The organism is Paenibacillus sp. NPDC058071 (assembly GCF_042885235.1).
GTDB lineage: Bacteria > Bacillota > Bacilli > Paenibacillales > Paenibacillaceae > Pristimantibacillus.
In genome coordinates, this window is the sequence record NZ_JBHVSK010000004.1 from 267,968 (window position 1) to 290,004 (window position 22,037).

19 protein-coding genes are annotated in these 22,037 nt (G+C 53.1%); 11 read left to right on the top strand and 8 right to left on the bottom strand.

The features are described 5' to 3' along the window. Nucleotides 1-229 precede the first annotated feature (229 nt). Nucleotides 230-943 (top strand): hypothetical protein, encoded by a 714-nt coding sequence (locus tag ACFVTB_RS08885; protein ID WP_387747564.1) that lies wholly within the window; start codon nucleotides 230-232, stop codon nucleotides 941-943. Between the two features lie 65 nt (nucleotides 944-1,008). Beyond that, on the top strand, nucleotides 1,009-2,397 hold the full coding sequence (locus ACFVTB_RS08890) for a polysaccharide deacetylase family protein (protein ID WP_387747566.1): 1,389 nt from the start codon (nucleotides 1,009-1,011) through the stop codon (nucleotides 2,395-2,397). 106 nt (nucleotides 2,398-2,503) lie between these two features. Here the strand turns inward: ACFVTB_RS08890 and fabI are convergent, their stop codons facing one another. From fabI to ACFVTB_RS08905, 3 genes are all read right to left on the bottom strand, one after another. Then, the gene (gene fabI, locus ACFVTB_RS08895) at nucleotides 2,504-3,280 is read right to left on the bottom strand and encodes an enoyl-ACP reductase FabI (RefSeq protein ID WP_387747568.1); all 777 of its coding nucleotides are present in this window, start codon (nucleotides 3,278-3,280) and stop codon (nucleotides 2,504-2,506) included. Nucleotides 3,281-3,403: 123 nt separating this feature from the next. Continuing rightward, nucleotides 3,404-4,105: a lysoplasmalogenase gene (locus tag ACFVTB_RS08900; protein WP_387747570.1), complete on the bottom strand. Its 702-nt coding sequence runs from the start codon at nucleotides 4,103-4,105 to the stop codon at nucleotides 3,404-3,406. 98 nt (nucleotides 4,106-4,203) lie between these two features. Beyond that, complete coding sequence (locus tag ACFVTB_RS08905) at nucleotides 4,204-5,880, bottom strand: ABC transporter substrate-binding protein (RefSeq protein WP_387747572.1); 1,677 nt, start codon at nucleotides 5,878-5,880, stop codon at nucleotides 4,204-4,206. 117 nt (nucleotides 5,881-5,997) lie between these two features. On the opposite strand from ACFVTB_RS08905, the gene ACFVTB_RS08910 reads away from it, so the two are divergent. From ACFVTB_RS08910 to ACFVTB_RS08950, 9 genes are all read left to right on the top strand, one after another. Then, nucleotides 5,998-7,503, top strand: coding sequence for a DUF4153 domain-containing protein (locus tag ACFVTB_RS08910; RefSeq protein WP_387747574.1), 1,506 nt, complete (start codon nucleotides 5,998-6,000; stop codon nucleotides 7,501-7,503). A 107-nt stretch (nucleotides 7,504-7,610) separates the two neighbouring features. Next, nucleotides 7,611-7,892, top strand: a complete 282-nt coding sequence (locus ACFVTB_RS08915) for a hypothetical protein (RefSeq protein ID WP_387747576.1) — start codon at nucleotides 7,611-7,613, stop codon at nucleotides 7,890-7,892. Between the two features lie 214 nt (nucleotides 7,893-8,106). After that, nucleotides 8,107-9,189 carry a peptidoglycan-binding domain-containing protein gene (locus ACFVTB_RS08920; RefSeq protein WP_387747578.1) on the top strand — a complete coding sequence of 361 codons (1,083 nt, stop codon included), beginning with the start codon at nucleotides 8,107-8,109 and terminating at the stop codon, nucleotides 9,187-9,189. A 208-nt stretch (nucleotides 9,190-9,397) separates the two neighbouring features. Then, nucleotides 9,398-10,564 carry an amidohydrolase family protein gene (locus tag ACFVTB_RS08925; RefSeq protein ID WP_387747580.1) on the top strand — a complete coding sequence of 389 codons (1,167 nt, stop codon included), beginning with the start codon at nucleotides 9,398-9,400 and terminating at the stop codon, nucleotides 10,562-10,564. 185 nt (nucleotides 10,565-10,749) lie between these two features. After that, nucleotides 10,750-11,190: a MarR family winged helix-turn-helix transcriptional regulator gene (locus ACFVTB_RS08930; RefSeq protein ID WP_387747582.1), complete on the top strand. Its 441-nt coding sequence runs from the start codon at nucleotides 10,750-10,752 to the stop codon at nucleotides 11,188-11,190. A 131-nt stretch (nucleotides 11,191-11,321) separates the two neighbouring features. After that, on the top strand, nucleotides 11,322-12,266 hold the full coding sequence (locus ACFVTB_RS08935) for a ring-cleaving dioxygenase (RefSeq protein WP_387747584.1): 945 nt from the start codon (nucleotides 11,322-11,324) through the stop codon (nucleotides 12,264-12,266). Nucleotides 12,267-12,280: 14 nt separating this feature from the next. Next, complete coding sequence (locus tag ACFVTB_RS08940) at nucleotides 12,281-12,889, top strand: alpha/beta hydrolase (RefSeq protein WP_387747921.1); 609 nt, start codon at nucleotides 12,281-12,283, stop codon at nucleotides 12,887-12,889. Between the two features lie 61 nt (nucleotides 12,890-12,950). Next, on the top strand, nucleotides 12,951-13,517 hold the full coding sequence (locus tag ACFVTB_RS08945; protein ID WP_387747923.1) for a flavin reductase family protein: 567 nt from the start codon (nucleotides 12,951-12,953) through the stop codon (nucleotides 13,515-13,517). Between the two features lie 252 nt (nucleotides 13,518-13,769). After that, on the top strand, nucleotides 13,770-17,408 hold the full coding sequence (locus ACFVTB_RS08950; RefSeq protein WP_387747586.1) for an S-layer homology domain-containing protein: 3,639 nt from the start codon (nucleotides 13,770-13,772) through the stop codon (nucleotides 17,406-17,408). Nucleotides 17,409-17,558: 150 nt separating this feature from the next. Here the strand turns inward: ACFVTB_RS08950 and pepT are convergent, their stop codons facing one another. The 5 genes from pepT to ACFVTB_RS08975 all read right to left on the bottom strand — a co-directional run bounded on the left by pepT (nucleotide 17,559) and on the right by ACFVTB_RS08975 (nucleotide 22,023). Beyond that, a complete protein-coding gene (gene pepT, locus ACFVTB_RS08955; RefSeq protein ID WP_387747588.1) occupies nucleotides 17,559-18,791 on the bottom strand; it encodes a peptidase T in 1,233 nt (410 codons plus the stop codon). A 279-nt stretch (nucleotides 18,792-19,070) separates the two neighbouring features. After that, nucleotides 19,071-19,754, bottom strand: coding sequence for a hypothetical protein (locus tag ACFVTB_RS08960; protein WP_387747590.1), 684 nt, complete (start codon nucleotides 19,752-19,754; stop codon nucleotides 19,071-19,073). Further along, nucleotides 19,751-20,653: an ABC transporter ATP-binding protein gene (locus ACFVTB_RS08965; protein ID WP_387747592.1), complete on the bottom strand. Its 903-nt coding sequence runs from the start codon at nucleotides 20,651-20,653 to the stop codon at nucleotides 19,751-19,753. Before ACFVTB_RS08965 ends, ACFVTB_RS08960 begins: the two co-directional genes overlap by 4 nt. Continuing rightward, nucleotides 20,650-21,021, bottom strand: coding sequence for a GntR family transcriptional regulator (locus ACFVTB_RS08970; protein ID WP_387747594.1), 372 nt, complete (start codon nucleotides 21,019-21,021; stop codon nucleotides 20,650-20,652). The genes ACFVTB_RS08965 and ACFVTB_RS08970 overlap by 4 nt, the downstream gene beginning before the upstream one ends. A gap of 561 nt (nucleotides 21,022-21,582) precedes the next feature. After that, complete coding sequence (locus ACFVTB_RS08975; protein ID WP_387747596.1) at nucleotides 21,583-22,023, bottom strand: MarR family winged helix-turn-helix transcriptional regulator; 441 nt, start codon at nucleotides 22,021-22,023, stop codon at nucleotides 21,583-21,585. Between the last annotated feature and the right edge of the window lie 14 nt (nucleotides 22,024-22,037).

Consider the following 22,037-nt stretch of genomic DNA (forward strand, 5'->3'; position numbering starts at 1 on the left):
TTAAAGAAAACAAAGAGCGCCGAGCAGGCGCTCTTTGTCTTATTTTGAGATAGAGAACTGTGTCTATAGTTGTATTTACCTATCGGATTCCTGCCATTAACTAGGACTAATATACTATTTAATCAAATAGAGATATAAACTATCGCTTCGACAATGTATAATTATTCTATAATATTTATCAACTATGTTCGACAGTATTTTACATATCGATCAGGGGTGGTAGCGGGCAATGATTTCTCCTTTTTTCAAGAAAAAGGATACGGCGGGAAAGCCGATCCGGCAAGAGGCTGCGGCGGAAGGCGCCGAGGAGCAACTGACGGACGGACAAGATCCGGAGGAGCTTGAGGAGGCTGTTTTGGACATGTCGTCCATCAATGCAAATAAAGCAAATTTAGACAAAAAGTCGCTTGATCTCGTATTTGCTGTCGAGCAAATTATTCAAGCCAGACAGCATGCCGAAATGAATATCCAGGAGCTGCAGGACCGATTGAATCATGCAAACGGTCATGTTGAGCGTTTAAATCGGGATGTTAAAAATTTAAATAAAGTAATCGATGAGCGGGAAAAAAGCATCCGCGAACTGGAAAACAAGCTCATCGAGAAAAATTTGAAGGTCGATCAGGTAATGGAAGACTATCGCGAGCTGCAATCGGCGATGTCGGTCAAAACCGAGGAGCTGCAAAGCGTCATCGATCTCGAACAGCAGAAATATACGGCTTTGCTGCAAAAGCATAACGAAACGAATGCCGCACAAGCGAAACGGGTTACCGAGCTGGAAGAAAAGATCGGAAGGCTGGAGGCCGAGGGCACTCATATGCGTCAAAAATACGAAACGATCCGTCAAGAAAAGAATTACTTGTCCGACATGATCAACGAATTTACGAACCGCATGGCGGCGCCGTTTGGACAAGCTTCTTCGGGCAGCGCGAATACAAAGGATTAATCGGAAAAGCATTCATATGGCTAATGGCATGACGTCACATAAACGATAAGGGGAAATCGGACATCATGAACACCAATACAGTCCTGCTGATTGAACTGTTGTCGCTGGTGCAGGAACCATCCGCTTATCGCATGGAGATATGCGTGACGAAGGACGAAGAGAAGGCCGTTTATTTCATTGAAATCGACGTAATGACCTATAACCAGCTTTCTTCGGCCAAGCCTAGCGAAAGCGAACGGATCCGCCTGTCGCTGTATTCGAAACCGGATCCTTATCGCCACATACATAACAGCAGTTACAGCCGAATTCAGAAAGACAGCATCGAGCAAGTGCCTTTCGAATGCTCCGCCGCCTATGCGGAGACCATTGAGCAGCTAAGAAAAGGAATCGTACCGGCGACAGCCTTTACGCCTTCCGATGCGGCTCCTGGCTCGACAGAAGCATCTGGCGGTTCGCAGCAAGCGGAAGCTAGACGATCACGCAATGCGTTCGCGAATGCTTTGGCTTTTGGAGACAGAGGGACGTTCGGTTCGATTGCACTTCGTTTTGCTATATTTGTTCTGATCATTACGCTTATAAGCATCGGATTGGACGGCAAGCTGTTCAATGATCAGGACGATTCGCGTTTTCGCGTCGTAGCGGCCGGTTCAGAAGAGGATGCTGCCGGGGAGCCGGCGGAGTCCGACCTAATGTCCCGGCTGCCTTTTATCGGCTCCGTACAAGCGATGGGATATGCAGTGCCGGCATTTGGGGAGACCACAACTAATCAAGTGCAAGTGGAGCACGCAGTATTAACAGCAGAAACGAAAGAAACTAGCACCAACTCGGAAGCCCCTGAACTAACGGAGGAACCCGAGACCAGCTATGAGAGCATTGCATTAAGCGGAGACAAGCCGCTTTACAGCTTGCCGAAAGGCTATGTCGCGTTGACGTTTGACGACGGTCCGTCGGCTTATACGAAGCAAATCGTTGATATTTTAAAGCAGAACGATGCCGCAGCCACGTTCCTTTTCATTGGCAATAATGCGAAACGGTTCCCAGATTCGGTTGCTTACGCAAGCGAGCACGATATGGCGATCGGAAATCATTCGTATCGTCACAGCAATCTGACTGGTTTAACGGCCGAGAAGGCGCTGGATGAGCTTAATCTAACCAACGAGCGATTGGAGGAAACGACCGGCAAGCCGGTAACGATCTTCCGTCCGCCGTATGGGGCTATTAACGATGGCCTGGTGAAGCTGATCGAAGGGCAACAAATGAAAGTGCTGATGTGGAATCGCGATCCTGAGGATTGGAATGTGAAAAACTCCGAGGATATCGTCGATTACTTCAAGAACACGGATCCTTCCGGAGGAATCTACGTTCTTCACGAGAAGAAAATGACCGTTGAGGCACTGCCAGCAATACTTGATTATTTGAAGGAAAAAGAGTTGAAGTTTACCGTTTTCGAATAAAAGAACGGGAGCTTCCAGAATGTCTATAAACAAGAAGGACGCCGAGCGGATTGCTGGCGTCCTTCTTGTATTTTAGACAATGATACGCGTACGGCGGGCATGGCCATTATCCGATAATATGGTAGCCCGAGTCGACATGCAGCACTTCGCCGGTGATGCCCCGGGACAAGCGGCTGAGCAGGAACATCGTCGCGTCGCCGACTTCGTCCTGATCGACATTTTTGCGCAGCGGCGATTTCTCGTCCATCGCGCTGACGATGTCGTTGAAGCCGGAGACGCCACCTTTGGCGGAAAGCGTGCGGATTGGTCCGGAGGAAACGGCATTGACGCGAATGCCGCGCTTGCCAAGATCCTCGGCCAAGTAGCGGACGCTTGCTTCCAGAGCCGCTTTAGCCACGCCCATTACGTTATAGTTTTTCATCACTCGTTCGGCGCCGATATAGGTTTGAGTGACGATTGCGCCGCCCTCGGTCATCAGCGATTGGCATTCCCGAGCGATAGCGACAAGCGAATAGGCGCTAATATCCTGTGCAAGCAGGAAGCCTTCGCGCGAGGTGTCGACGAATTCGCCTTGCAGATTATCCTTCTCAGCGAAAGCGACGGAGTGGGCAACGCCGTGCACGACCGGCACATGCTGCTTAATCTCTTGGAACGCCTGCGCAATGCTGGCGTCGTCAGCGACATCGCAAGATACACAGAGCAGCGGCTCGATGCCGTTGGCGGCAAGCAGCTGTGTCAGCTTTTGATAAGAGCGTTCTTTCCGATAAGTAAAAATGAGGTTCGCGCCGGCTTCATGCAGCGACTTGGCGATGCCCCAAGCGATGCTGCGCTCGTTTGCGACCCCCATTACGATTATGTTTGTTCCGGCCATTATTCCATTCATTGAAACTACGCCTCCATCTGTTTCACGGCTCGCTGTAAGGAAATGCGTCGGCGCATCCTTGCAGCGGCTGTTCATGGAGACTATTTTAACACAAGATTATAGAACCTGGTACTAAATTGACTGTCAAGATAATCGCAATCCCGTCGAATCGTCTATTGGACGCGGTTGGGATACACCGGAATCGCCGCCGTCGATCGTTCGTATGCTTCGGGCAATGAGAAGTTGCGCTGCGTAGTAAGTAACCATGATCCATATGCCGGCATGCGGCACGTCGGAGACGAACTTGTTCCACGCGAGAACGGAATCGGAGATGACGAACAAGACGCTGCCGACGGCGGCCCAGAGCCGCCCGGTCATAATGGCTGACCAGCACATTAGCGCAATAACAATGAGATACAGCAGCACCGGAATAAGCAGAGCGCCGTTACCCCCGTCCTTCACTGCCGGCAGCAAATAGCTGGCCATAACGATGGAATACGCCGCAATTGGCACAACGGAAGCGAAGCGCCATTTGGTAAATCGCCATTTTCCAAGGAAGGCGGACAGGTAGAAGAGATGTCCAATCAGAAAAGCGCTCAATCCGACGACAAACCAGACTAGCAAGCCGTCGCCCAGCATGCAGAAAAACAAGCCAAGCAAAAGCAAGATATGAGAGCGCTTACGATTCTTCGGGCTTTCCAGCCAAGCGTAAGCGATAATGAGCCACATCGGGACAAGCTTGAAGAGCAGCTTGACGGCGAAAGGCTCGTCGGGAACGACAAAAATGTACAGGGCGCTCATGATGAGAATGAGCACTGGCAGGCCGTATTTGCGCAGCAAATCCATCTCTCCTTCAAATAGGTTGTAAGGTTGTGATGTTGTATTCGCTGCAGCTTCACGGATTTCCTTTCTGCCATCTCTCGCAGGGCTCTCTCCAGTTCCCGTTATTGAGGCGGAAACCAAAGATGCCGCAGGTCGATCCAGCCCTGGGCGTTGAATGTAACGCCGCGAACGGAGGGCAGGTAAGCGGTCTGGACGGGCTTTTCATACAAAATATGAAGCTGATGCTCGGCGATAAGCTGTCGTTCGATTTTACGGAAAGCTTCTTCTCGCAGCACAGGGTCAGGCTGCTTGGCGATATGCGTCAGCAGCAGCTCCATATCGAGCCGAATATGAGGATCGATATGCGAAGCGATCGTCCTGTATAGGTCGAACAATCGAAGCTGCTCGTCCCGGTCGCGCAGCAGAGAGAAAATGATCAGATCCGCCTCCATGCGTATGGGGCCTTTGAACTCCTCAGCCGAAACAGCCGTTACGCTTATCAAGTAGCCGCAGCGCCTTAGCCGTTCCGCCGCGAGCTCGGCATCGTGGCGATAGGAGTCGATCGTTGCCATTCGAATCGTTTTATCAGGAATGTCGGCTGCTGGGCTCTTGTCCGGCTCGATTCCTTCTAAGCAGGCGAACAGACCGGCCCGCACTTGCGGATCGGCTAAAGCTCCAGGACGATGCGTATTACACGTCATGAACTTGCGGACGGAGGCTGGGGAGTTGATCTGGCTCCAATCGCCGTCCGTCCCATCTTGCGGGTTATGGACAACATGGAAAGGCGATGCTTGCTCGGCCTTGTCGTCCGTTTCGTCAGGCAAGTTCCATGGTACATGAAAGATTTCAACGCGGTCGATATGGGCGCGGCCTTGGAAGTAATGCGTGAAAGCTTCCAGAACGCAGCGCCGTCCGTTTAGGGCAGTTAACTTGAATGGACCGGTGCCGACCGGGGCGGTTCCGAACCGCTCTCCGAGCTGTTCCAAATCGCGAGGAACAACGGCTGCGCGGGTCGTGCACAGAAAGGGCAGAAACAGCTCGTTTGGCTCTTTCAAAACGACGACGACGGTATGCGGATAAGGCGAATTCACCGATTCCACCGTTTTAATAATAGAGCTGTACAGCATCCGGCGCGAGGTGCCGGCAAGCCGTTGAAGCGAGTAAACGACATCGTCGGCTGTCATCACCTTGCCGTTATGAAAGAGTACTTCCTTGCGCAAATAAAAAGTCCATCGCTTCCGTTCCGCATCTGTTTCCCAAGCATGAGCCAGATTGGGCAAAATGCTGCCTCCTTCCGGCGCCCGGCGAACGAGGCCGTCGAAGACGTGGCTCGCAACGAAAGATTCCGCCAGCAAATTGATGGACAAAGGATCGACTGTCTGAATCTGCTCCCGCAGCGGCAGTCTCAGCGTGTCGATTCGCTTGCCGGTCTGCGTCTCGGAGTGGTGGCCGAAGTAGGAGAGCAGCCAGCCTTGCAGACGATCCTGCAGCGCCGTTGCATCTGAGTGAGCGCTGATCTGGTCCAAAGCGCGGCCGATATCACGCTGGTTCATCGTGTGCAGCATCGCTTGGGCAGCGATATCCTCAGGCGGAGCGAGGAACGTGAGAGTGGATCGCAACCCCCTGCCGCGCCGGGCTTGCCAATCGATCCAGCCTCGTTCGGTCATGCTCTGAACGATATTCATCGCGTTTCGTCTTGTACAGTCCAGTACAGCCGCCAGCTCGTCCATTGTCACCTCAGCTTCGCCCGTCAGGCCGAACCTTGAATGCAAACGCAAGTATTGACCGTGCAGCTTCATGGCGAACCGAACTCCTCTCTATTCGTAAAATAGGAAAAAACGAACCGAATTATTTCTATTTATTTTCCTATTTTACCATCTAAAATAAGGCTTAACAAAAACGTGGGGGTTGTGTTGATGACGGAAACGATTTTGCAGGAGCGGATTATGGAATCCGACAAGCGGCGAGCTGTGATAGTCGGCCTTTGTTCGGCAGCGCTAGCCATCCTGCACCAATATCTGTTTTACGGACGAGAATTCGGCGTTTCGTATCCTTTGTTCGTCTTGTGTTTCTATCTATTCATGCTTGGCAACGCCAGAGACCGGCGCCGTCCCTTTACGCTGTTTCATTGGCTGACGACCGGAGCGGTGGTCCTGCTTTCTTTTACATACGTATGGTTTGACAATTCGTTCTTGCAAAGCTTGAACGCGCTGGCGATTCCGATCCTGATCGCTTTCCATATGACTTATTTGCTCGGCCGCAACCGGCCGGACTGGGCCGATCCTCGCTTGCTCGGGAAGGCTGCGGAGCACCTCCTGTTCCGAACATTTCTCCATTGGGGGACCGCTTTTCGATTAACGAAAGGCGCCGCCTTCTCCAGGATGGACAGCCGATACCGGAGCGCCATATCCAAAGTGCTGATCGGCCTCGGGTTTACGGTGCCGCTTCTGATTATCGTTGTGACGCTGCTCGCTTCCGCTGATACGACCTTTATGCGGGCGATGAACCACATCCCGCTATGGCTCGGCAACTTGTCCTTGGCGGACGGTATTGGCCGACTAGTGTGGATCGTCGCTGTTGGACTTTGCTTTTTCGGCTATGTCTGGGGGTACGTGCAGCCTGTCCGGGAGGACCGGGAGAAGCAGGTAACGGAGGTAGAACGGCCTGAAGCGCCTCGTCTCGATCCTCTAATCGCGCTAACTGTTCTTATATCCGTAAACGCGGTTTACTTGTTATTTGTTTCGTTGCAGTTCTCTTATTTATTCGATGTGCTAAAAGGAATTGTGCCGGGAGACCGGACGTATGCCGAATATGCGCGAAGCGGCTTTATCGAGCTTGTCATCGTTGCCGCCATCAATTTCGCGTTATTGATCGGAGCGCTGCTGTTTGTGGGCACGAAAACGAAGGGAATGCGGCTCGTTGTTCGTTCGATGCTCTACACGCTGGTCGGCTGTACCGGGGTCATGCTCATTTCCGCATATTCAAGGTTGGCTTTGTACGAGGACGTATATGGTTATACGTATACGCGCTTTCTTGTGCATGCCTTTATGATCTATTTGGCGCTGCTGCTCGCGGTCGCCGGCATCCGCATCGCCAAGGAGAAGCTGTCGCTGTTCCGCTGGTACATTGCAATCAGTTTGCTCGCTTACGTTGCGATAAACTATGCAGGCATTGACCACGCGATTGCTTCGCGCAATATCGCAAGGTACGAAGCTACCGGCAAGCTTGACGCCGGCTACTTGGCGGGGTTGTCGGCGGATGCGATGCCGTTGGTCATTCGGTTTGCGGAGGATCGCTATCCGCAGTTGAGAGATGAGCTGGCCGCCCGACGGGAAGAACTGGCCGCGCGGGATCGCAGCTGGCAGGCCTGGAGTTGGCCGCGATTCCGGGCGGAGCGAGCGCTTGATGCCTATCTCGATTAATGAATGGTTATGAGTAGCGAGCTTCAGGATTGCCTTTTACCCTGAGATGCTAAACGGCCGTTTGCATGGTACAATGTCCGAAAGGCATAGAACAGGAGATGACTGCAATGAGCGAGCCAATCAACGAACAAGAGCTGCTGCAATATTTGAAAGAAAAGACGGGCGTTGACGCCAATTCCATTGAGCTGGTGCTTCGTCACGAGCAAGCGTTTATTCAGAAGCAAGCGAGCAAAAATTCAAAAGGCGATATTGAGATCGACATTGACGATCTTGTTGATTACGTATCTGGGCGGCCGGATGTCAAGCTGGATGAGCTTGCGATTGAAACGATACTGGAAGCTGAAATGGATTATTTGACTGATGCCGGATTGGCTGGATATTTGGATTAACAGCCTTTTCTGCACAATAGAAAGCTCCGAAACTTGCGGTTCGGGGCTTTTTTTGCGTTTGTATACGAGGGGGCTGCAAGGATGGAGAAGGCTTTCTAGGAAGCCTGTAGATAATTTTGAAAAAGATTGCCTAGAACGTAATGAAAATATAAAGATGGGAAATAGTAAGGGTTGTAAAAATACTTTCAACCAGAGATAAGGACGGTGTTAGTCAATGAAATGGGATTGGAGCACTTCCTCCCGCGGAGATAAGAAGAAACATTATCGGAACATAGGTAAGTTGATCGGGATGTTTGCGCTTGCGTTCGTGCTGATGGTCAACGTTCCCCATACGGCGCTGGCTGTCGGCAAGGGAGCAAAAGGACCGGACATTTACGTCATCCAAGGTATGCTGAAATCGGTTGGCAGCTATTCCGGCCCGATTAACGGCAAATACGATGCTACGACTGCGAAAGGTGTAAAGCATTACCAGAAGAAGCACGGTTTACCCGTTACCGGCAAAGTTGATGGCAAAACGTTTCAATCCATTACTTACTCGTACAACAAAGTCAAATACCCGGCTTTGGTAAAAAGCCAAGCTAAAGGCAAAGCGAAAGCGATCGGCAGAGGCCGTGCAGGCGGCGGAGCTGGAGGCGGCAAAGGCGGCGGAGCTGGAGCTGGCGCAGGCGGCGGAGCTGGAGGCGGCAAAGGCGGCGGAGCCGGTGGTGGTGCAGGCGGCGGAGCCGGTGGTGGTGCAGGCGGCGGAGCTGGTGGCGGTGCAGGCGGCGGAGCTGGAGGCGGTGCAGGCGGCGGAGCCGGTGGTGGTGCAGGCGGCGGAGCTGGAGGCGGCGCAGGCGGCGGAGCTGGAGGCGGAGCTGGTGGTGGCGCAGGCGGCGGAGCTGGAGGTGGCGCAGGCGGCGGTGCAGGCGGCGGCAAAGGCGGAGTCGAATTTAAAGGCAGAGGCTTCAGTGAAGGCCAAGGCCAAGGAATCGGCGGCGGCCAAGGCAAGGGCGGTATCGGCGGCACGACCGAGAACCAAGGCAAAGGCGGCATTGGCGGCAGCCAAGGTAAAGGCGGCGTAGGCGGCACAACCGAAAACCAAGGCAAAGGCGGTATCGGCGGCAGCAACGCTGGCAACCAAGGCAAAGGCGGCGTAGGTGGCAGCAACGCCGGCAACAACACCGGCAACCAAAGCAATATTGGCAACCAAGGCAAAAGCGGTGTCGGCGGCAGCAACGCGGGCAATCAAGGCAAGGGCGGCGTAGGCGGCAGCCAGTCGAACCCGAACCCGAATAAACCGGGCAAAGGCTCGCAATAAGCGGAAGCAGTTACGAAGCGGGGCTGTCCTTTTCGAAGGACAGCTTCTCTTTGCGTTAAGCGGCATATTGGAATTGGCGGCAAAGTCTCATGCACCCATCGCTTTTTTAGCTGTTATGAACAATGACAGCGCCAACAATCGAATGTATGATGATAGAGAAGAGAAAATGGGATCGTTTGAGCGAAAACGGGAAGGATGTGCTGCGAATATGACGACGTTAAAGCTGAATCGCGTTCGGATTGGCCAAAGTCTGTACAATCTCGTGCTGGATCAAAAGGCGGGCGTCTTTGCTGATATTAAACCTGCTGACCAAGCCGCAGGGGAGAAAGCGTCAGATCACGACTTGGACGGGCAAGGGCTGCTCTACTTGCCTGCTCTGCACGATCATCACATCCACTTGGACAAGCATTTTTTGGGTGAGCCTTGGAAGCCGCTGCAGCCGTTCGTTACGCTGCCGGGACAGCTTGCGTTCGAAAAGCGAATGCTGTCCGAGCTTCCGACGACGGCAGGAGAACGCGCGAGAAGGATGCTGGACAGGCTGCTTGATTACGGAACAACGTCTATACGGACGCATATCGATGTCGACCCGGTCATCGGTCTCCGCCATTTGGAAGACGTTCTGGCGGTGAGGGAGCAGTACAAAGGTTTAATGGATATCGAGATCGTCGCCTTCCCCCAGCAGGGTCTGCTGCGTTCGGACTCCAGGCAAGTGATGAAGGAAGCGCTGCGGGCGGGCGCCGATCTAGTAGGAGGCGTCGACCCGGCGGGCCTCGACAGGCAGCTGGAGCGAAGTTTGGAAGCGATGTTTGAGCTGAGCGTCGAATTCGACGCAGGGGTCGATTTGCATTTGCACGATGCAGCTCATCTTGGCCTGTATACGATCGACCGGTTCACGGATATGACGGCGGAAGCGGGCAAGCAAGGGAGAACCGCAGTTAGTCATGCTTACGGTCTTGGACAAGTCGGGGAGGATGAGCTGGCAGAGCTGGCTCTGAGGCTGCGAGAGGTAGGAGTGGCGATTATTACGAGCGTGCCGATTGATCGTCCGATGCCTCCAGTCGATCGGCTGATTGCCGCAGAGGTTAAAGTCGGCGTGGGCTGCGACAATATTTTGGATGCATGGAGCCCATTCGGCAGCGGCGACTTGCTGGCGCGAGGTTCTCGTTTGGCAGAGAAGCTGGGGTGGACGCTAAGCGATCAACTGCTGCAAATTTACCCGCTTATTTCAAACGGCGGTTTTGTGCCGCAAGTGGGCGATAAAGCCGATTTTATGCTGGTCGATGCCATGAACCCGGAGCATGCGATCGCAGCGGCGCCTTTACGCCAAGCGGTGTTCGCCAAAGGAAAGCTGGCGGGAGGCCAGTGGCTTAAATAATGTAAGGATACCGCTGCTGCGCCACTCAAGTAATGGTGCGGCAGCGGATTTTTTATGGATGGTCAAAGGCGCTGATTCATTTTAGAAAATCTGGAGAGACTATGCTTGACAAAGATCGGTTTATCATTTATCTTTAATTTAAGATAATTAAATTTAAGATATTCGCAAGGGAGGCCAAAACGATTATGGGAAATTCAAACGAATCGTTGGATTTATATATCGCACTGTCTCGCGCCAGCCAATGGGTGAACGCTCATGCCGATCGCGACATCCGCAAGCATGGATTGAACCGCACGGAGTTCGGCGTGTTGGAGCTCCTTCATCATAAGGGGCCGCAGCCGCTGCAGCAGATCGGAGAGAAGGTGCTGATGAGCAGCGGCAATATCACTTACGTGGTCGATAAGCTCGAGAAGAAGGAGCTGGTATGCCGCAAAGCTTCCACCGAAGACCGGAGGCTAACCTATGCGGAAATTACCGAGGCTGGCCGGCAGTTTATCGAACAGGTTTTCCCGGTTCATACGGCAGTCATCGAGCAAGCGGTTGACGGCTTAACGGCCGAAGAGAAGCGATTGGCCAGCAGCTTGCTGAAGAAGCTAGGCAAGCACGCTCAGGGCACTTACAAGTAGCTGGGCGTTGCGAGTGTTGTAGAGCGAACATGTCCGCAAAGCAAATAACTCAAGTGTAAATGCGGCTGCTATAACGCGATAGATCAGGCAGTGCGCAGCATCCATTTTATAAACTAAGGAGAGTGTACATTATGAAAACAGCAGGAATTCATCACATTACGGCATTTGTAAGAGATGCGCAAGCAACGGTTGATTTTTATGCAGGGTTGCTTGGACTGCGCCTCGTGAAAAAAACGATTAACTTCGATGCGCCAGAAGTTTACCATCTGTACTTTGGCGACGAGCAAGGCAGCCCGGGAACGATAATTACGTTCTTCCCTTCGGCAGGCTCCCGTCTCGGAACAATTGGCGCCGGGCAGGTCGGCATTACGACTTATGTCGTTCCTGAGGGTTCGCTTGATTTCTGGCGCGAGCGTCTGGCGAAATTCGGCGTAGAAGTGCTGGAGACAACTCGTTTCGGTGAAACATATCTGCAATTCGGAGATCCCGACAACATGCAAGCGGAGCTGGTCGCCCGTCAAGAGGGGCCAAACAGCACCTGGACGTTCGGAGGCATTCCAGCGGATAAAGCGATTAAAGGCTTTGGCGGTGCGGTGCTGTTCAGCTTGGCGCCTGCGAGCACGGCCAGCCTGCTGGAACAGGTAATGGGTCTGGAGAAAACCGGTGAGGACGCCGGATACGCAAGATTCCGTTCGTTCGGCGAGCTGGGCAATATTATTGACGTGAACGTGAATGAAATGCCGCGCGGTGCTGGCGGGGCAGGAACGGTCCACCATATCGCCTGGCGCGCCAAAGACTTCGCGGAGCATGAAAGATGGCGGGCTCATGTGGAGAGCAGCGGCTACCAGCCGACCCCGATTGTCGACAGACAATACTTTAATGCGATTTACTTCCGCGAGCTGGGAGGCATTTTATTCGAGATCGCAACCGATCCTCCGGGCTTTGCCCGCGACGAGGACCAAGCGCATCTCGGCGAGCAGCTGATGCTGCCGGAATGGTATGAGAAATACCGCGAACAAATCGTGGCTCTGCTGCCTCCCATTGAGGTGCGGGTGCTGGAGGAGGATCAGCTATGAGCGAAAATATGAATATGAAGCATATATTTGTCCAAGGGGCCGATAACTCGGCTCCGGTATTACTGCTCCTGCATGGAACTGGAGGAACGGAGAACGATCTGCTTCCGCTGGCGGAGATGATCTCCCCTGAATCCTCCGTGCTTAGCGTACGAGGCAATGTGCTGGAGAACGGCATGCCGCGATTTTTTCGCAGATTGGCTGAGGGCGTATTCGATATAGAGGATTTGGTTTTCCGTACACAGGAGCTGAATGAGTTTATCGATCAGGCCGCAGCCGAGTACGGCTTTGACAGGAACAATGTTGTCGCCGTCGGCTATTCCAATGGAGCGAACATTGCAGCCAGCATGCTCTTCCATGAACGCGACTCGTTGAGAGGCGCTGTGCTGCATCATCCGATGGTGCCGATCCGCGGCAAGGAGCTGCCGGATTTGCATGGAAAGCCCGTCTTTATTGCAGCTGGCACGAACGATCGGATTTGTCCGCCGCATGAGACGGAGGAACTGGCCGCTTTGCTTGAGGGAGCCGGAGCGGAGGTAAGCGTGCACTGGGAACAGTTTGGACACCAATTAACGGGTTCCGAAGCCCAAGCTGCAGCGTCATGGTTCCGCAACACGATTCAATAAAGGAGGGACAGCGGTGCGCTCGATTGATCCTAATGAGCTCAACAAACGGGACAATTATAAAATGCTGATCGGCAGTATCGTGCCAAGGCCGATTGCTCTGGTCACCACGCTGTCGAACAGCGGGACATTGAATGCCGCTCCGTTCAGCTATTTCAACATCGTAGCCGACAATCCGCCCATGGTATCCATATCCGTACAGCGAAGAAGCGGAAAACAAAAGGATACGGCGAGAAATGCCGCCGCCCGAGGCGAGTTTGTCATCCATATTGCCGACGCATCCTATGTGGAACAGCTGAATCGAACGGCTGCTTCGCTTTCTCCAGAGGAGAGCGAGGTGGAATGGGCCGGTTTGACTCCGGCGAGCAGCGAACGGGTTGTCGTTCCCGGACTGGCGGAGGCGAAGATTCGGATGGAGTGCAAGCTGGTGCGTTCCATTCCGCTCGGCGGGACTGAGGAAGAGCCGGCCTGCGACTTGCTGATCGGGGAGATCGTGCTCTACCATATCGACGAAACGTTGTATGACGAACAGGGGCACATCGATCCGGTTGCGCTGAATCCTGTCGGCCGGATGACCGGCAATGATTATGTCAAGCTCGGCGAAAGATTTACACTGCAACGTCCAGAGTAAGAAAAGCTGTGAAACGAGCGCAAAGGCTCGTTTTCACAGCTTTTTTTTGATGTATGGGCATGGGCTTTTTTGTAGATGGGCCATGGAATGGGAATTAGGCGAACGACCATTTTTTTGAAAATAATCCGGAAGAGCGCAACAAAAATAATATACATTTCGTATCAATTATACAGACCGGACGGACGAAAAACAGCTTGTACGATACGAAACGTATATAACAAGTCCGGTAAAGGATAAGGAGGTAGAGTAACGTTGAGAAAGCAATGGCTCAGTTTAAGTCTAGTACTCGCGCTCGTCACGGGCACCGCTGTCGGCCCCGCCGGTGCGGTAACGGCGGCTGAACCGGCGTCGGGCAGCGATATTGTGTACGTAAGAGCCTCGGCGAAAGGAGCGAATGACGGAACCAGCTGGAAAGACGCCTACCGCGGTCTAGACGAAGCGTTAACGCAAACCCCGGAAAACAGCGGGAAAGAGATATGGGTAGCCAAGGGCACCTATTATCCGAGCGGAAATGGAGAAGACGGCGCCTCTGACAAGTATTTTGCGATGAAAAACGGCATAGCCATCCGGGGCGGTTTCGCCGGGAACGAGCAGGCTGGCAACGCAGCTGAAGCGAGAACCGTCCTTGAACGCCGTAATTTTGCGGCAAACGAGACGGTGCTGAGCGGCGATACGGATCGCGGCAGAGATCGCGACGCACGAAGCGTTATTGTGAATGACGGGATCAATTCGTCAGCCGTTCTCGACGGTTTTACCGTTAGCGGAGGCAGCGGGGCAGGAGGAAGAGGAGAAGAAGGGACCGACGGGGGCGGAATACGCAACACGAACAGCAGCCCTACACTGGTGAATTTGATTGTTAAAAATAATACAGCCGCTGTCGGAGGAGGCATATCGAACTGGAACAGCAGCCCGACAATAACGAACGTTACGTTTACCGACAATCAGGCTGCAGGGGTCGGTGGCGGAGCCGTCGCCAATCGCAGCAACAGCCATCCGATTATTACAAATGCCGTATTTACCGGCGGCAATAGCGCTCAACGGGGAGGCGCCTTGTACAATGAAGGCAGCAGCCCGATATTAACGAATGTTTCGATTAGCGGGAACCGAGCCTCTGTTAGCGGTGGCGGCATTTATAACGCCTCCGGCAGCAAGCCGCAGCTAAGAAACAGCATTGTATATGGCAATAACGATCCGGCGAGGCTCGATATTGCGAATGTAGACGGCGGTACGGTCGATATCTATTTCAGCATCGTAAAGGGTGTTGCCGCGGCCGGACAGCTTAACGGCGTAGGCAACAGCGTTGAGGGCAATCTGGATGCAGATCCAAACTGGTCAAGGGATTTGAGGCTGCGCAAGGAATCTCCGGCGGTTGATCGAGGCTCGAACCGCTTCTATGAACAGGGCGCATCGCCCGACTTGTCCGCCATCTCCACGGATCGGGCCGGCAAGCCGCGGTTTTCGGGCGGGCAGGTAGACCTAGGGGCTTACGAATCGGAATTTGCCGCTCAAACCGGAGTCTCCATCGAGCTTACCGCCGATCCGGCCGGCCCGACGCAAGGACCGGTGCAAGTTAAGGCTGTCGTCAAAGCCGACGGTCCGGGCAATGGCGTAAGTGTGCTGAAGTGGGCGGAAGGACAACGGAATGCGGCTTATTTCCGCAAGGAGGGCGCCGATATTACTTCTGCAGGTCAAGCGACCATTGCGAAGAATGGCACTTATACGTTTTATGTGCAGGATAAAGCAGGTAACGAAGCAGTAAAAACGATTGCCATCTCTACGATTTGGTCGGATCGACCGGTCATTCAATTAACGCCGGGTACGACGGGAGCGGCCCGATCGGTCGATATTAAAGTTTCCGTCAGTCTGCAAGGGAATGGCAATGAGCTGGCGGCATTGAAATGGGCTGACGGCGGCAGAGACGAAGCCTTTTTTGACACGAGAGGTGCAGCTGTGCCGAATGGAGGCTTCTTTACAGTAACTGAAAACGGCGTTTATACCGTATACGCCCGCGACAAGGCGGGCAATGAAGCGGTGAAGACGATTGAGATCACCAATATTACAAAAGGGCAGCCGGTCATTAATGTCGCGATCTCTCCTGCAAACGGTACGGCGCAGACGGTGGAGGTGACCGTGGCGGCGGAAGCGCAGGGGGCGGGCAACAAAATTGTTCAGCTGAAATGGGCAGAAGGCAACCGCAATGCGGCGTACTTCGACAATAGGGGGGCAAGCCTCGCGAACGGCGGCAAATTCAACGTTACGGAAAATGGTGTTTATACACTGTATGCCAGAGACAGCGCAGGCGGCGAGACCGTGAGGACAATTGAGATCACGAACGTTGCCAAACGTCCGCCTGTCATTGCCGCATCCATTTCACCGCAAGGCGGAACGACAGGTCCGGTGGAAGTGACGGTGCGCGTCGACGTGAAGGAGCCGGGAGCCGAATTGTCGCGGTTGAGATGGTCGGAGGGCACGAGAGACACCGCTTATTTCGCGGCCAACGGTAACGCAATTACGAATAATACGTTTAAAGTGGCGAAAAACGGCATCTATACCGTCTACGCGCGGGATACAGCGGGCAATGAAGCGGTCGCCACGGTGACAGTCTCCAACATACTGGCCGGCCTGCCGGTGATTCGAGCTTCCATTACCCCGCCGACGGAGACGACAGGTTCCGTACAGGTGACGGTGACAACCGTTGTTCAAGGAACAGGCAACAATTTGGCAAAGCTGAAATGGGAGAACGGTACGCGGGCGGTTGATTACTTCAACTCCAACGGAAGTGATATTACCTCGGCGAGCAAATTTACGGTAGGGGCGAACGGCTTGTATACGATTTATGCCAAAGATACGGCCGGGAACGCAGCTGTGCTGACCATCCAAGTAAGCAACATTGTTACGCCTAAGCCTTGGTGCGAATCGCCGCGGTTTATTGTACGCAAGGGGCAGTCGGCTTCCTTGAAAGATACGGGGATGACTATCGACGTTCCTTGGGATGCAACGGATAGCGACATTTGCTTTAAAGCGGGGAAAACGACAACGCCGTTCAATTCGCAAGGCTCCGGCGACCGGATTCTGAGCAGCTACTATCACTTCAGTGCGGAATATGATTATTCGTTCAAGAAGTCGTTGACGCTAACGGTCGCTTACGACGGATATTTGCTCGGCAGCAACCAGATTCCTAGCTTATACAGCTATGATCTGAACCGATCGCAATGGACGGAGGTCGGTGGAACGGCTGACGGCAGAAATATCGTCATTCAGCTGTCCGGCGTGAAAGCGACGGGTACGGTCTTTGCGGTATTCGCTCGGTCGGCTGTAAAACCGGAGCCTCCGAAGCCGGAGCCGCCAAAGCCTGGCGGGGTGAGCTTTACCGACATTAACGGCCACTGGGCGGCATCGGGCATCCGCGAAGCTGCCCGCAAAGGTATTGTGAACGGAGACCCGGACGGACGATTCCGCCCGAACGCTTCCATTACGCGGGCGGAATTTATCGTCATGGTCATGAATGCGCTGGATGACGGCAAGGTCGAGCGCGACCTGTACTTCTCCGACGAGGCGAAGATCGGATCGTGGGCGCGCGCGTCGATCGCGGAGGCGGTTCGCCGCGGTTTCGCGAACGGTTACGAGGACGGAAGCTTCCGTCCGAACGCTACCATTACGCGAGCGGAGATCGCCGCTATTGTGGGACGCGTCATCGGCATTCCGGATAATCGTTACAGCCAGACCGGCTTTGCCGACGATCGTTCGATACCGAAATGGGCGAAGGGCGCGGTTGAGACGCTGCGCCGGCAAGGCGTACTCTCCGGCCGCAGCGGCAACAAGTTCGAGCCGCAGGCCAAGGCGACTCGCGCCGAAGCAGTTGTTATCGTATTGCAGTCGTTAAAGTTATAGCTCTGGATGATTGCGAGCGGAGCGGCAGTCGCCCGAAGTGGTGTCGCTGCCGCTCATGCAAAACAGCCCGCCTGCGTTCGCACATTTGCGATACGCAGGCGGGCTGTTTTCTTTTTGAAAGGTGAAGTTGTGTTGTGGATCGGTTAAGGGTTAAGCGGATTGCTGTTCGAACCGCTTAATAATTTCGATAATGACTTGAACCGATTTCTCCATGTTGTCGACGGAGACGTATTCGTATTTGCCGTGGTAGTTCTCGCCGCCGGTGAAAATATTCGGTGTCGGCAATCCCATGTAGGACAATTGGGAGCCGTCGGTGCCGCCGCGGATCGGTTTCACGATCGGCGTGATGCCGAGGCTTTCCATCGCTGCATGGGCGATATCGACAATATGCTTAACCGGCTCGATTTTATCGCGCATGTTGTAATATTGATCCTTCAGCTCGAGTGTGACCGCATCTTGACCGTATTTGGCTTGCAGCTCGGCGACGATATCCGATATCGTCCGTTTTCTTTCTGCGAAGGAGTCGCGGTCGAAATCGCGGATGATGTAGCTCAGCTTGGTTTCTTCTACGTCTCCGTTGAACGAGAGCAGATGATAAAAGCCCTCATACCTTTCCGTAAATTCAGGAGCCTCGGCGGCAGGGAGCTTGCCATGCAGTTCCATTGCGATTTTAGTCGAATGGACCATCTTGCCTTTGGCCGTTCCTGGATGGACGTTTGTGCCCCGGCATACGATTTTGGCAGCAGCGGCGTTAAAGCTTTCGTACTCCAGCTCGCCTAGCGGACCGCCGTCTACCGTATAAGCGTATTTGGCTCCAAAGGCCGCCACGTCAAAGCGATGCGGGCCGCGGCCGATTTCTTCGTCTGGAGTGAAAGCGACGCGAATTTTGCCGTGTTTGATTTCCGGGTGGACGATCAAGTAGGCCATAGCGGTCATAATTTCCGCGATGCCGGCTTTGTTGTCAGCGCCGAGCAGCGTCGTGCCGTCGGTCGTCATCAGCGTGTGGCCCTTATATCCGGCAAGCTCAGGAAATTGCCTCAGCGAAAGCTTAATCCCCAGCGATTCGTTCAGTGTAATGTCGCCGCCTTCGTATTGAACGACCTGCGGTTTGACGTTGGCGCCTGTAAAGTCGGTTGCCGTGTCGACATGAGCGAGAAAGCCGATCGTATCGACTTCGTTTGGGGAATTGGATGGCAGCGTCGCCATCACGTAGCCGTTATCGTCGATAGTTACTTCTTCCATGCCGATTTCTTTCAATTCTTGGACCAGCTGGCGGGCCAGCGTCCATTGACCTGGGGTAGATGGGCAGGTCTCGCTATCTCCGTCCGATTGTGTGTCCACAATGACGTAAGAGGTCAGTCTTGCAATTAAATCGTCTTTCATCGATCGGATCTCCTTCCGGAATGCATGCTTTTTGAATCTATTATAGACCAGAGGGCGAGAGAACACGAATGCCCGGGGCTCGGACTCTGGTCGGGTGGATAACGCGGTGGCGAACCGATAATTAGTGTAAGTGATTGGCCATGTTGCGAAACGCTTTCCGTAAAATGAAGAAAACAATACGCAGAAACTTGCGCCGCTAAGCTCTTCAGGTGCAATATCTTTGCAGCAAAAAACCGCAGACGCTTCTTCTATATGAAGAAAACGCAGCGGTTTTGTTTTTTAAACGGTCGATCTTCGGAGAAACAAGAAGGATATCAGGTTGCACACCAGAATAATCGGAATCAGCCAAAGCGCCAATTGAAACGCCGTATGGTCGATGAGCCATTCGTATACGTCCATCCACCAGTCGTTTTTCGTCATGAAATAAGAAAGGACGGTAACGGCAAAGACAGATGCGATGGCTAGCAGCAGCATTCCGGTATTGCGGAATTTGCGATAGAAGCTGCCGATCGTGAACCCGCCGAAAAACGTCGTAAGCAATACGAGCAGGTAGATCACGAACTGTTGAAAGATCGATCCGTCGCTCAGATAAGGAAGATTGAAGAAGTGGAGGTCGACGCCCCAGTTGTTCGTGACATCGCTCTCCAAGAAAGACATCAGAAGCAGGAGAAGGGTGATGACGATTCCAGAGGTCACGGCATAAAGGGCTGTTCCCGAATAGTAGTCTTGGCGACGTACGCTAAAGCTTATGGCGAAGGGGAAGGTTTGCGGCACAACGAGAATACCCATAACGAACATATAAATGTAGATGGACATCAGTCCGCCCGTATAGATCTCGATGGCCCCAAGCGCTCCCACCAGCAGGTTGACAGCGAAGCTTGATCCGAGCACCATTCCGGGGACGATGAACCAGCTCGTTTTATCGCGATAATGCATCTTCAGCACGCTGGGAATGCGGTTCATATAAGATCTCCTCCCTTCGGTTGAGTTTGCCCTTTGGTCAAATGCACGATCAACTGCTGCAGCGATACCGGAGCGATTTCGAGGCCAAGAGCGGCCGCCTGCTGCCTTTCGTTTGCGGATAGCCGACCCATGATGGCGGCATTGGTCAGAGCTCCGAACGGTTCTTTGGCAATGACCGTCCTGCCTTCGATGAAGCTTTCGACTTTGGCGGTCGTTCCTGCTATCGAGCAAGCCGCTCCGCGCAGTTCCTCGGCGTCCTCGTCGATAATAACAGAACCCCGGTCGACGACGATGACATGCTCCAGCATGCGGCTTACTTCGTCGATCAGATGGGTGGACAGGATAACGGTGCGGGGATGTTCGGCATAGTCTTCGAGCAGCCGGTCGTAAAACAAGGAGCGGGCGACGGCGTCTAGTCCCAAATAAGGCTCATCAAAAATCGTCAGCGGAGCGCGGCTGGCGAGCCCGGCGATAATGCCAACGGAAGAATGCATGCCTCGGGAAAGCTTTTTAATTTTGCGTTTCAGTGGTAATTGGAAATCCTGAAGCAGCTTATTGGCGTACTCGCGGTCCCAGTTCGGGAATAACGAAGCCGACAACTCCAGCACGTCCTGAACGTTATAACTATCGGGGTACTTCTGGCTCTCTTTTATAAAACAAATTTGGCTGAGCACCCGGTTGTTTTCATATGGCGCTTCCCCGAAGACGGCCAGTTTTCCGCTCGTCGGGAACAATTGGGCTGTCAGCATATGCATGATTGTCGTTTTGCCGGCGCCGTTGCGGCCAAGCAGGCCGTAAATCTTATTGGGGGTGAGCGAAAAACTAACGTTGTTGACGGCGGTGACACTCCCATAGGATTTCGTTAATTGATTGACCTCTACAATAGGCGTCTGCGTCATTGCGTTTCGCCTCCTCTCCGAATCATATCCGTCAGCTGATCTTTCGTAATGCCCAGCTTCTCCGCTTCACGCAGCATGGAAACGACGTATTGCTCGTAAAATTGCTCCTGCCGTTTTCCGACTAAAACAGCTCTCGCACCTGTGGCGACGAACATCCCGATCCCTCTTTTCTTATACAAAATTCCTTCATCCACGAGAAGGTTGACTCCTTTGGCGGCTGTCGCCGGATTAATCTGGTGATAGGCTGCAAACTCATTTTTGGAAGGCACTTGCGATTCTTCGGGCAGCCTGCCTTCGATGATATCGTCTTCGATTTGTTCGGCTATTTGTAGAAATATCGGCCTGCTGTCGTCTATGGCGGCGACCATAAAGCTACGCCTCCTTTTCTTGATTACTTATTCGGTTGGTTACTCATGTAATCAACTATATACGCTGGAATATCCATTGTCAATTATTTTTAGAAAAAATAGGAAGAAGTAGTTGGGAGGCTGTGAAGAAGCGAGAAGCAATATATATCGGGGGCGGCAGCGGACATCAGGGAGGGGGAAGGGAGAGAGGGTGTTTGCGGCAAGATGCTAGTGGGAGCAAAAACGCGAAAGGTGAAGCGGGAAATGCCACATTCACATACCAATGACAAAGTGCTGACCCCTAGCAAAATTAGAAAAGCAAAAAAGCCAACATGTCCTCTGAATGAGGTCACATTGACTTTTTCGGTTACAGCCCCAGCGCGCGGTGATTCGCTGCATGATGGCGATAAGAGCCTGAGGCGAAAATCAAGCTGATAAAAAATTTCGGCAAGGCCGAGAGCCTGGCGAGCCTGGCAGCTAACTTGGCTAATGAATAGCTGCCGATAGTGCTTATCATTTCAGGCGGGAGGTACGTCTGCCTTATGGATTAGTTACGCGATTGCAGAATGTCAAAGAGATTCCTCAAGTAGGCGAATCCATTTTCCGAAGGAGAGATTGGATTTGATCGCGCAAGGAAATTACTTCTTCGGGTGCAGCATTGGTGCATTCGACCAAACGCTCAGGAATCGTTTCGGCCTTTTCTTTCAAGCGCCGTCCTTCTTCGGTCAATTGAATGACGAGGTTGCGCTCGTCCGATTTATTTCGGGTGCGCGTAATATAGCCGGAAGACTCCAGCTTTTTAAGCAGCGGTGTAAGCGTACCGGAATCGAGATATAGGCGCGCGCCGAGCTCTTTTACCGGAACGCCGTCCTTTTCCCACAAAGCGAGCATCGTTATATATTGCGTATAAGTTAAGTCCAGCTCTGCAAGAATAGGGCGGTACAATTTAATGATTTCTCTCGAGCAAGCGTAAAAGGCAAAGCAAAGCTGGTTGTCCAGTCTGAACTTTTCTTCGTTTTCCATTTTGAGCATACCTC

What these genes read in the sequence shown, in the direction of transcription:
- ACFVTB_RS08925 (WP_387747580.1), top strand. Translation starts at nt 9,398, where the DNA reads ATGACGACGTTAAAGCTGAATCGCGTTCGGATTGGCCAAAGTCTGTAC.
- ACFVTB_RS08910 (WP_387747574.1), top strand. Translation starts at nt 5,998, where the DNA reads ATGACGGAAACGATTTTGCAGGAGCGGATTATGGAATCCGACAAGCGG.
- ACFVTB_RS08930 (WP_387747582.1), top strand. Translation starts at nt 10,750, where the DNA reads ATGGGAAATTCAAACGAATCGTTGGATTTATATATCGCACTGTCTCGC.
- ACFVTB_RS08935 (WP_387747584.1), top strand. Translation starts at nt 11,322, where the DNA reads ATGAAAACAGCAGGAATTCATCACATTACGGCATTTGTAAGAGATGCG.
- ACFVTB_RS08940 (WP_387747921.1), top strand. Translation starts at nt 12,281, where the DNA reads ATGAAGCATATATTTGTCCAAGGGGCCGATAACTCGGCTCCGGTATTA.
- ACFVTB_RS08920 (WP_387747578.1), top strand. Translation starts at nt 8,107, where the DNA reads ATGAAATGGGATTGGAGCACTTCCTCCCGCGGAGATAAGAAGAAACAT.
- ACFVTB_RS08900 (WP_387747570.1), bottom strand. Translation starts at nt 4,105, where the DNA reads ATGGATTTGCTGCGCAAATACGGCCTGCCAGTGCTCATTCTCATCATG.
- ACFVTB_RS08915 (WP_387747576.1), top strand. Translation starts at nt 7,611, where the DNA reads ATGAGCGAGCCAATCAACGAACAAGAGCTGCTGCAATATTTGAAAGAA.
- ACFVTB_RS08905 (WP_387747572.1), bottom strand. Translation starts at nt 5,880, where the DNA reads ATGAAGCTGCACGGTCAATACTTGCGTTTGCATTCAAGGTTCGGCCTG.
- ACFVTB_RS08945 (WP_387747923.1), top strand. Translation starts at nt 12,951, where the DNA reads ATGCTGATCGGCAGTATCGTGCCAAGGCCGATTGCTCTGGTCACCACG.
- ACFVTB_RS08890 (WP_387747566.1), top strand. Translation starts at nt 1,009, where the DNA reads ATGAACACCAATACAGTCCTGCTGATTGAACTGTTGTCGCTGGTGCAG.
- fabI (WP_387747568.1), bottom strand. Translation starts at nt 3,280, where the DNA reads ATGAATGGAATAATGGCCGGAACAAACATAATCGTAATGGGGGTCGCA.
- ACFVTB_RS08960 (WP_387747590.1), bottom strand. Translation starts at nt 19,754, where the DNA reads ATGAACCGCATTCCCAGCGTGCTGAAGATGCATTATCGCGATAAAACG.
- ACFVTB_RS08885 (WP_387747564.1), top strand. Translation starts at nt 230, where the DNA reads ATGATTTCTCCTTTTTTCAAGAAAAAGGATACGGCGGGAAAGCCGATC.
- ACFVTB_RS08970 (WP_387747594.1), bottom strand. Translation starts at nt 21,021, where the DNA reads ATGGTCGCCGCCATAGACGACAGCAGGCCGATATTTCTACAAATAGCC.
- ACFVTB_RS08965 (WP_387747592.1), bottom strand. Translation starts at nt 20,653, where the DNA reads ATGACGCAGACGCCTATTGTAGAGGTCAATCAATTAACGAAATCCTAT.
- pepT (WP_387747588.1), bottom strand. Translation starts at nt 18,791, where the DNA reads ATGAAAGACGATTTAATTGCAAGACTGACCTCTTACGTCATTGTGGAC.
- ACFVTB_RS08975 (WP_387747596.1), bottom strand. Translation starts at nt 22,023, where the DNA reads ATGGAAAACGAAGAAAAGTTCAGACTGGACAACCAGCTTTGCTTTGCC.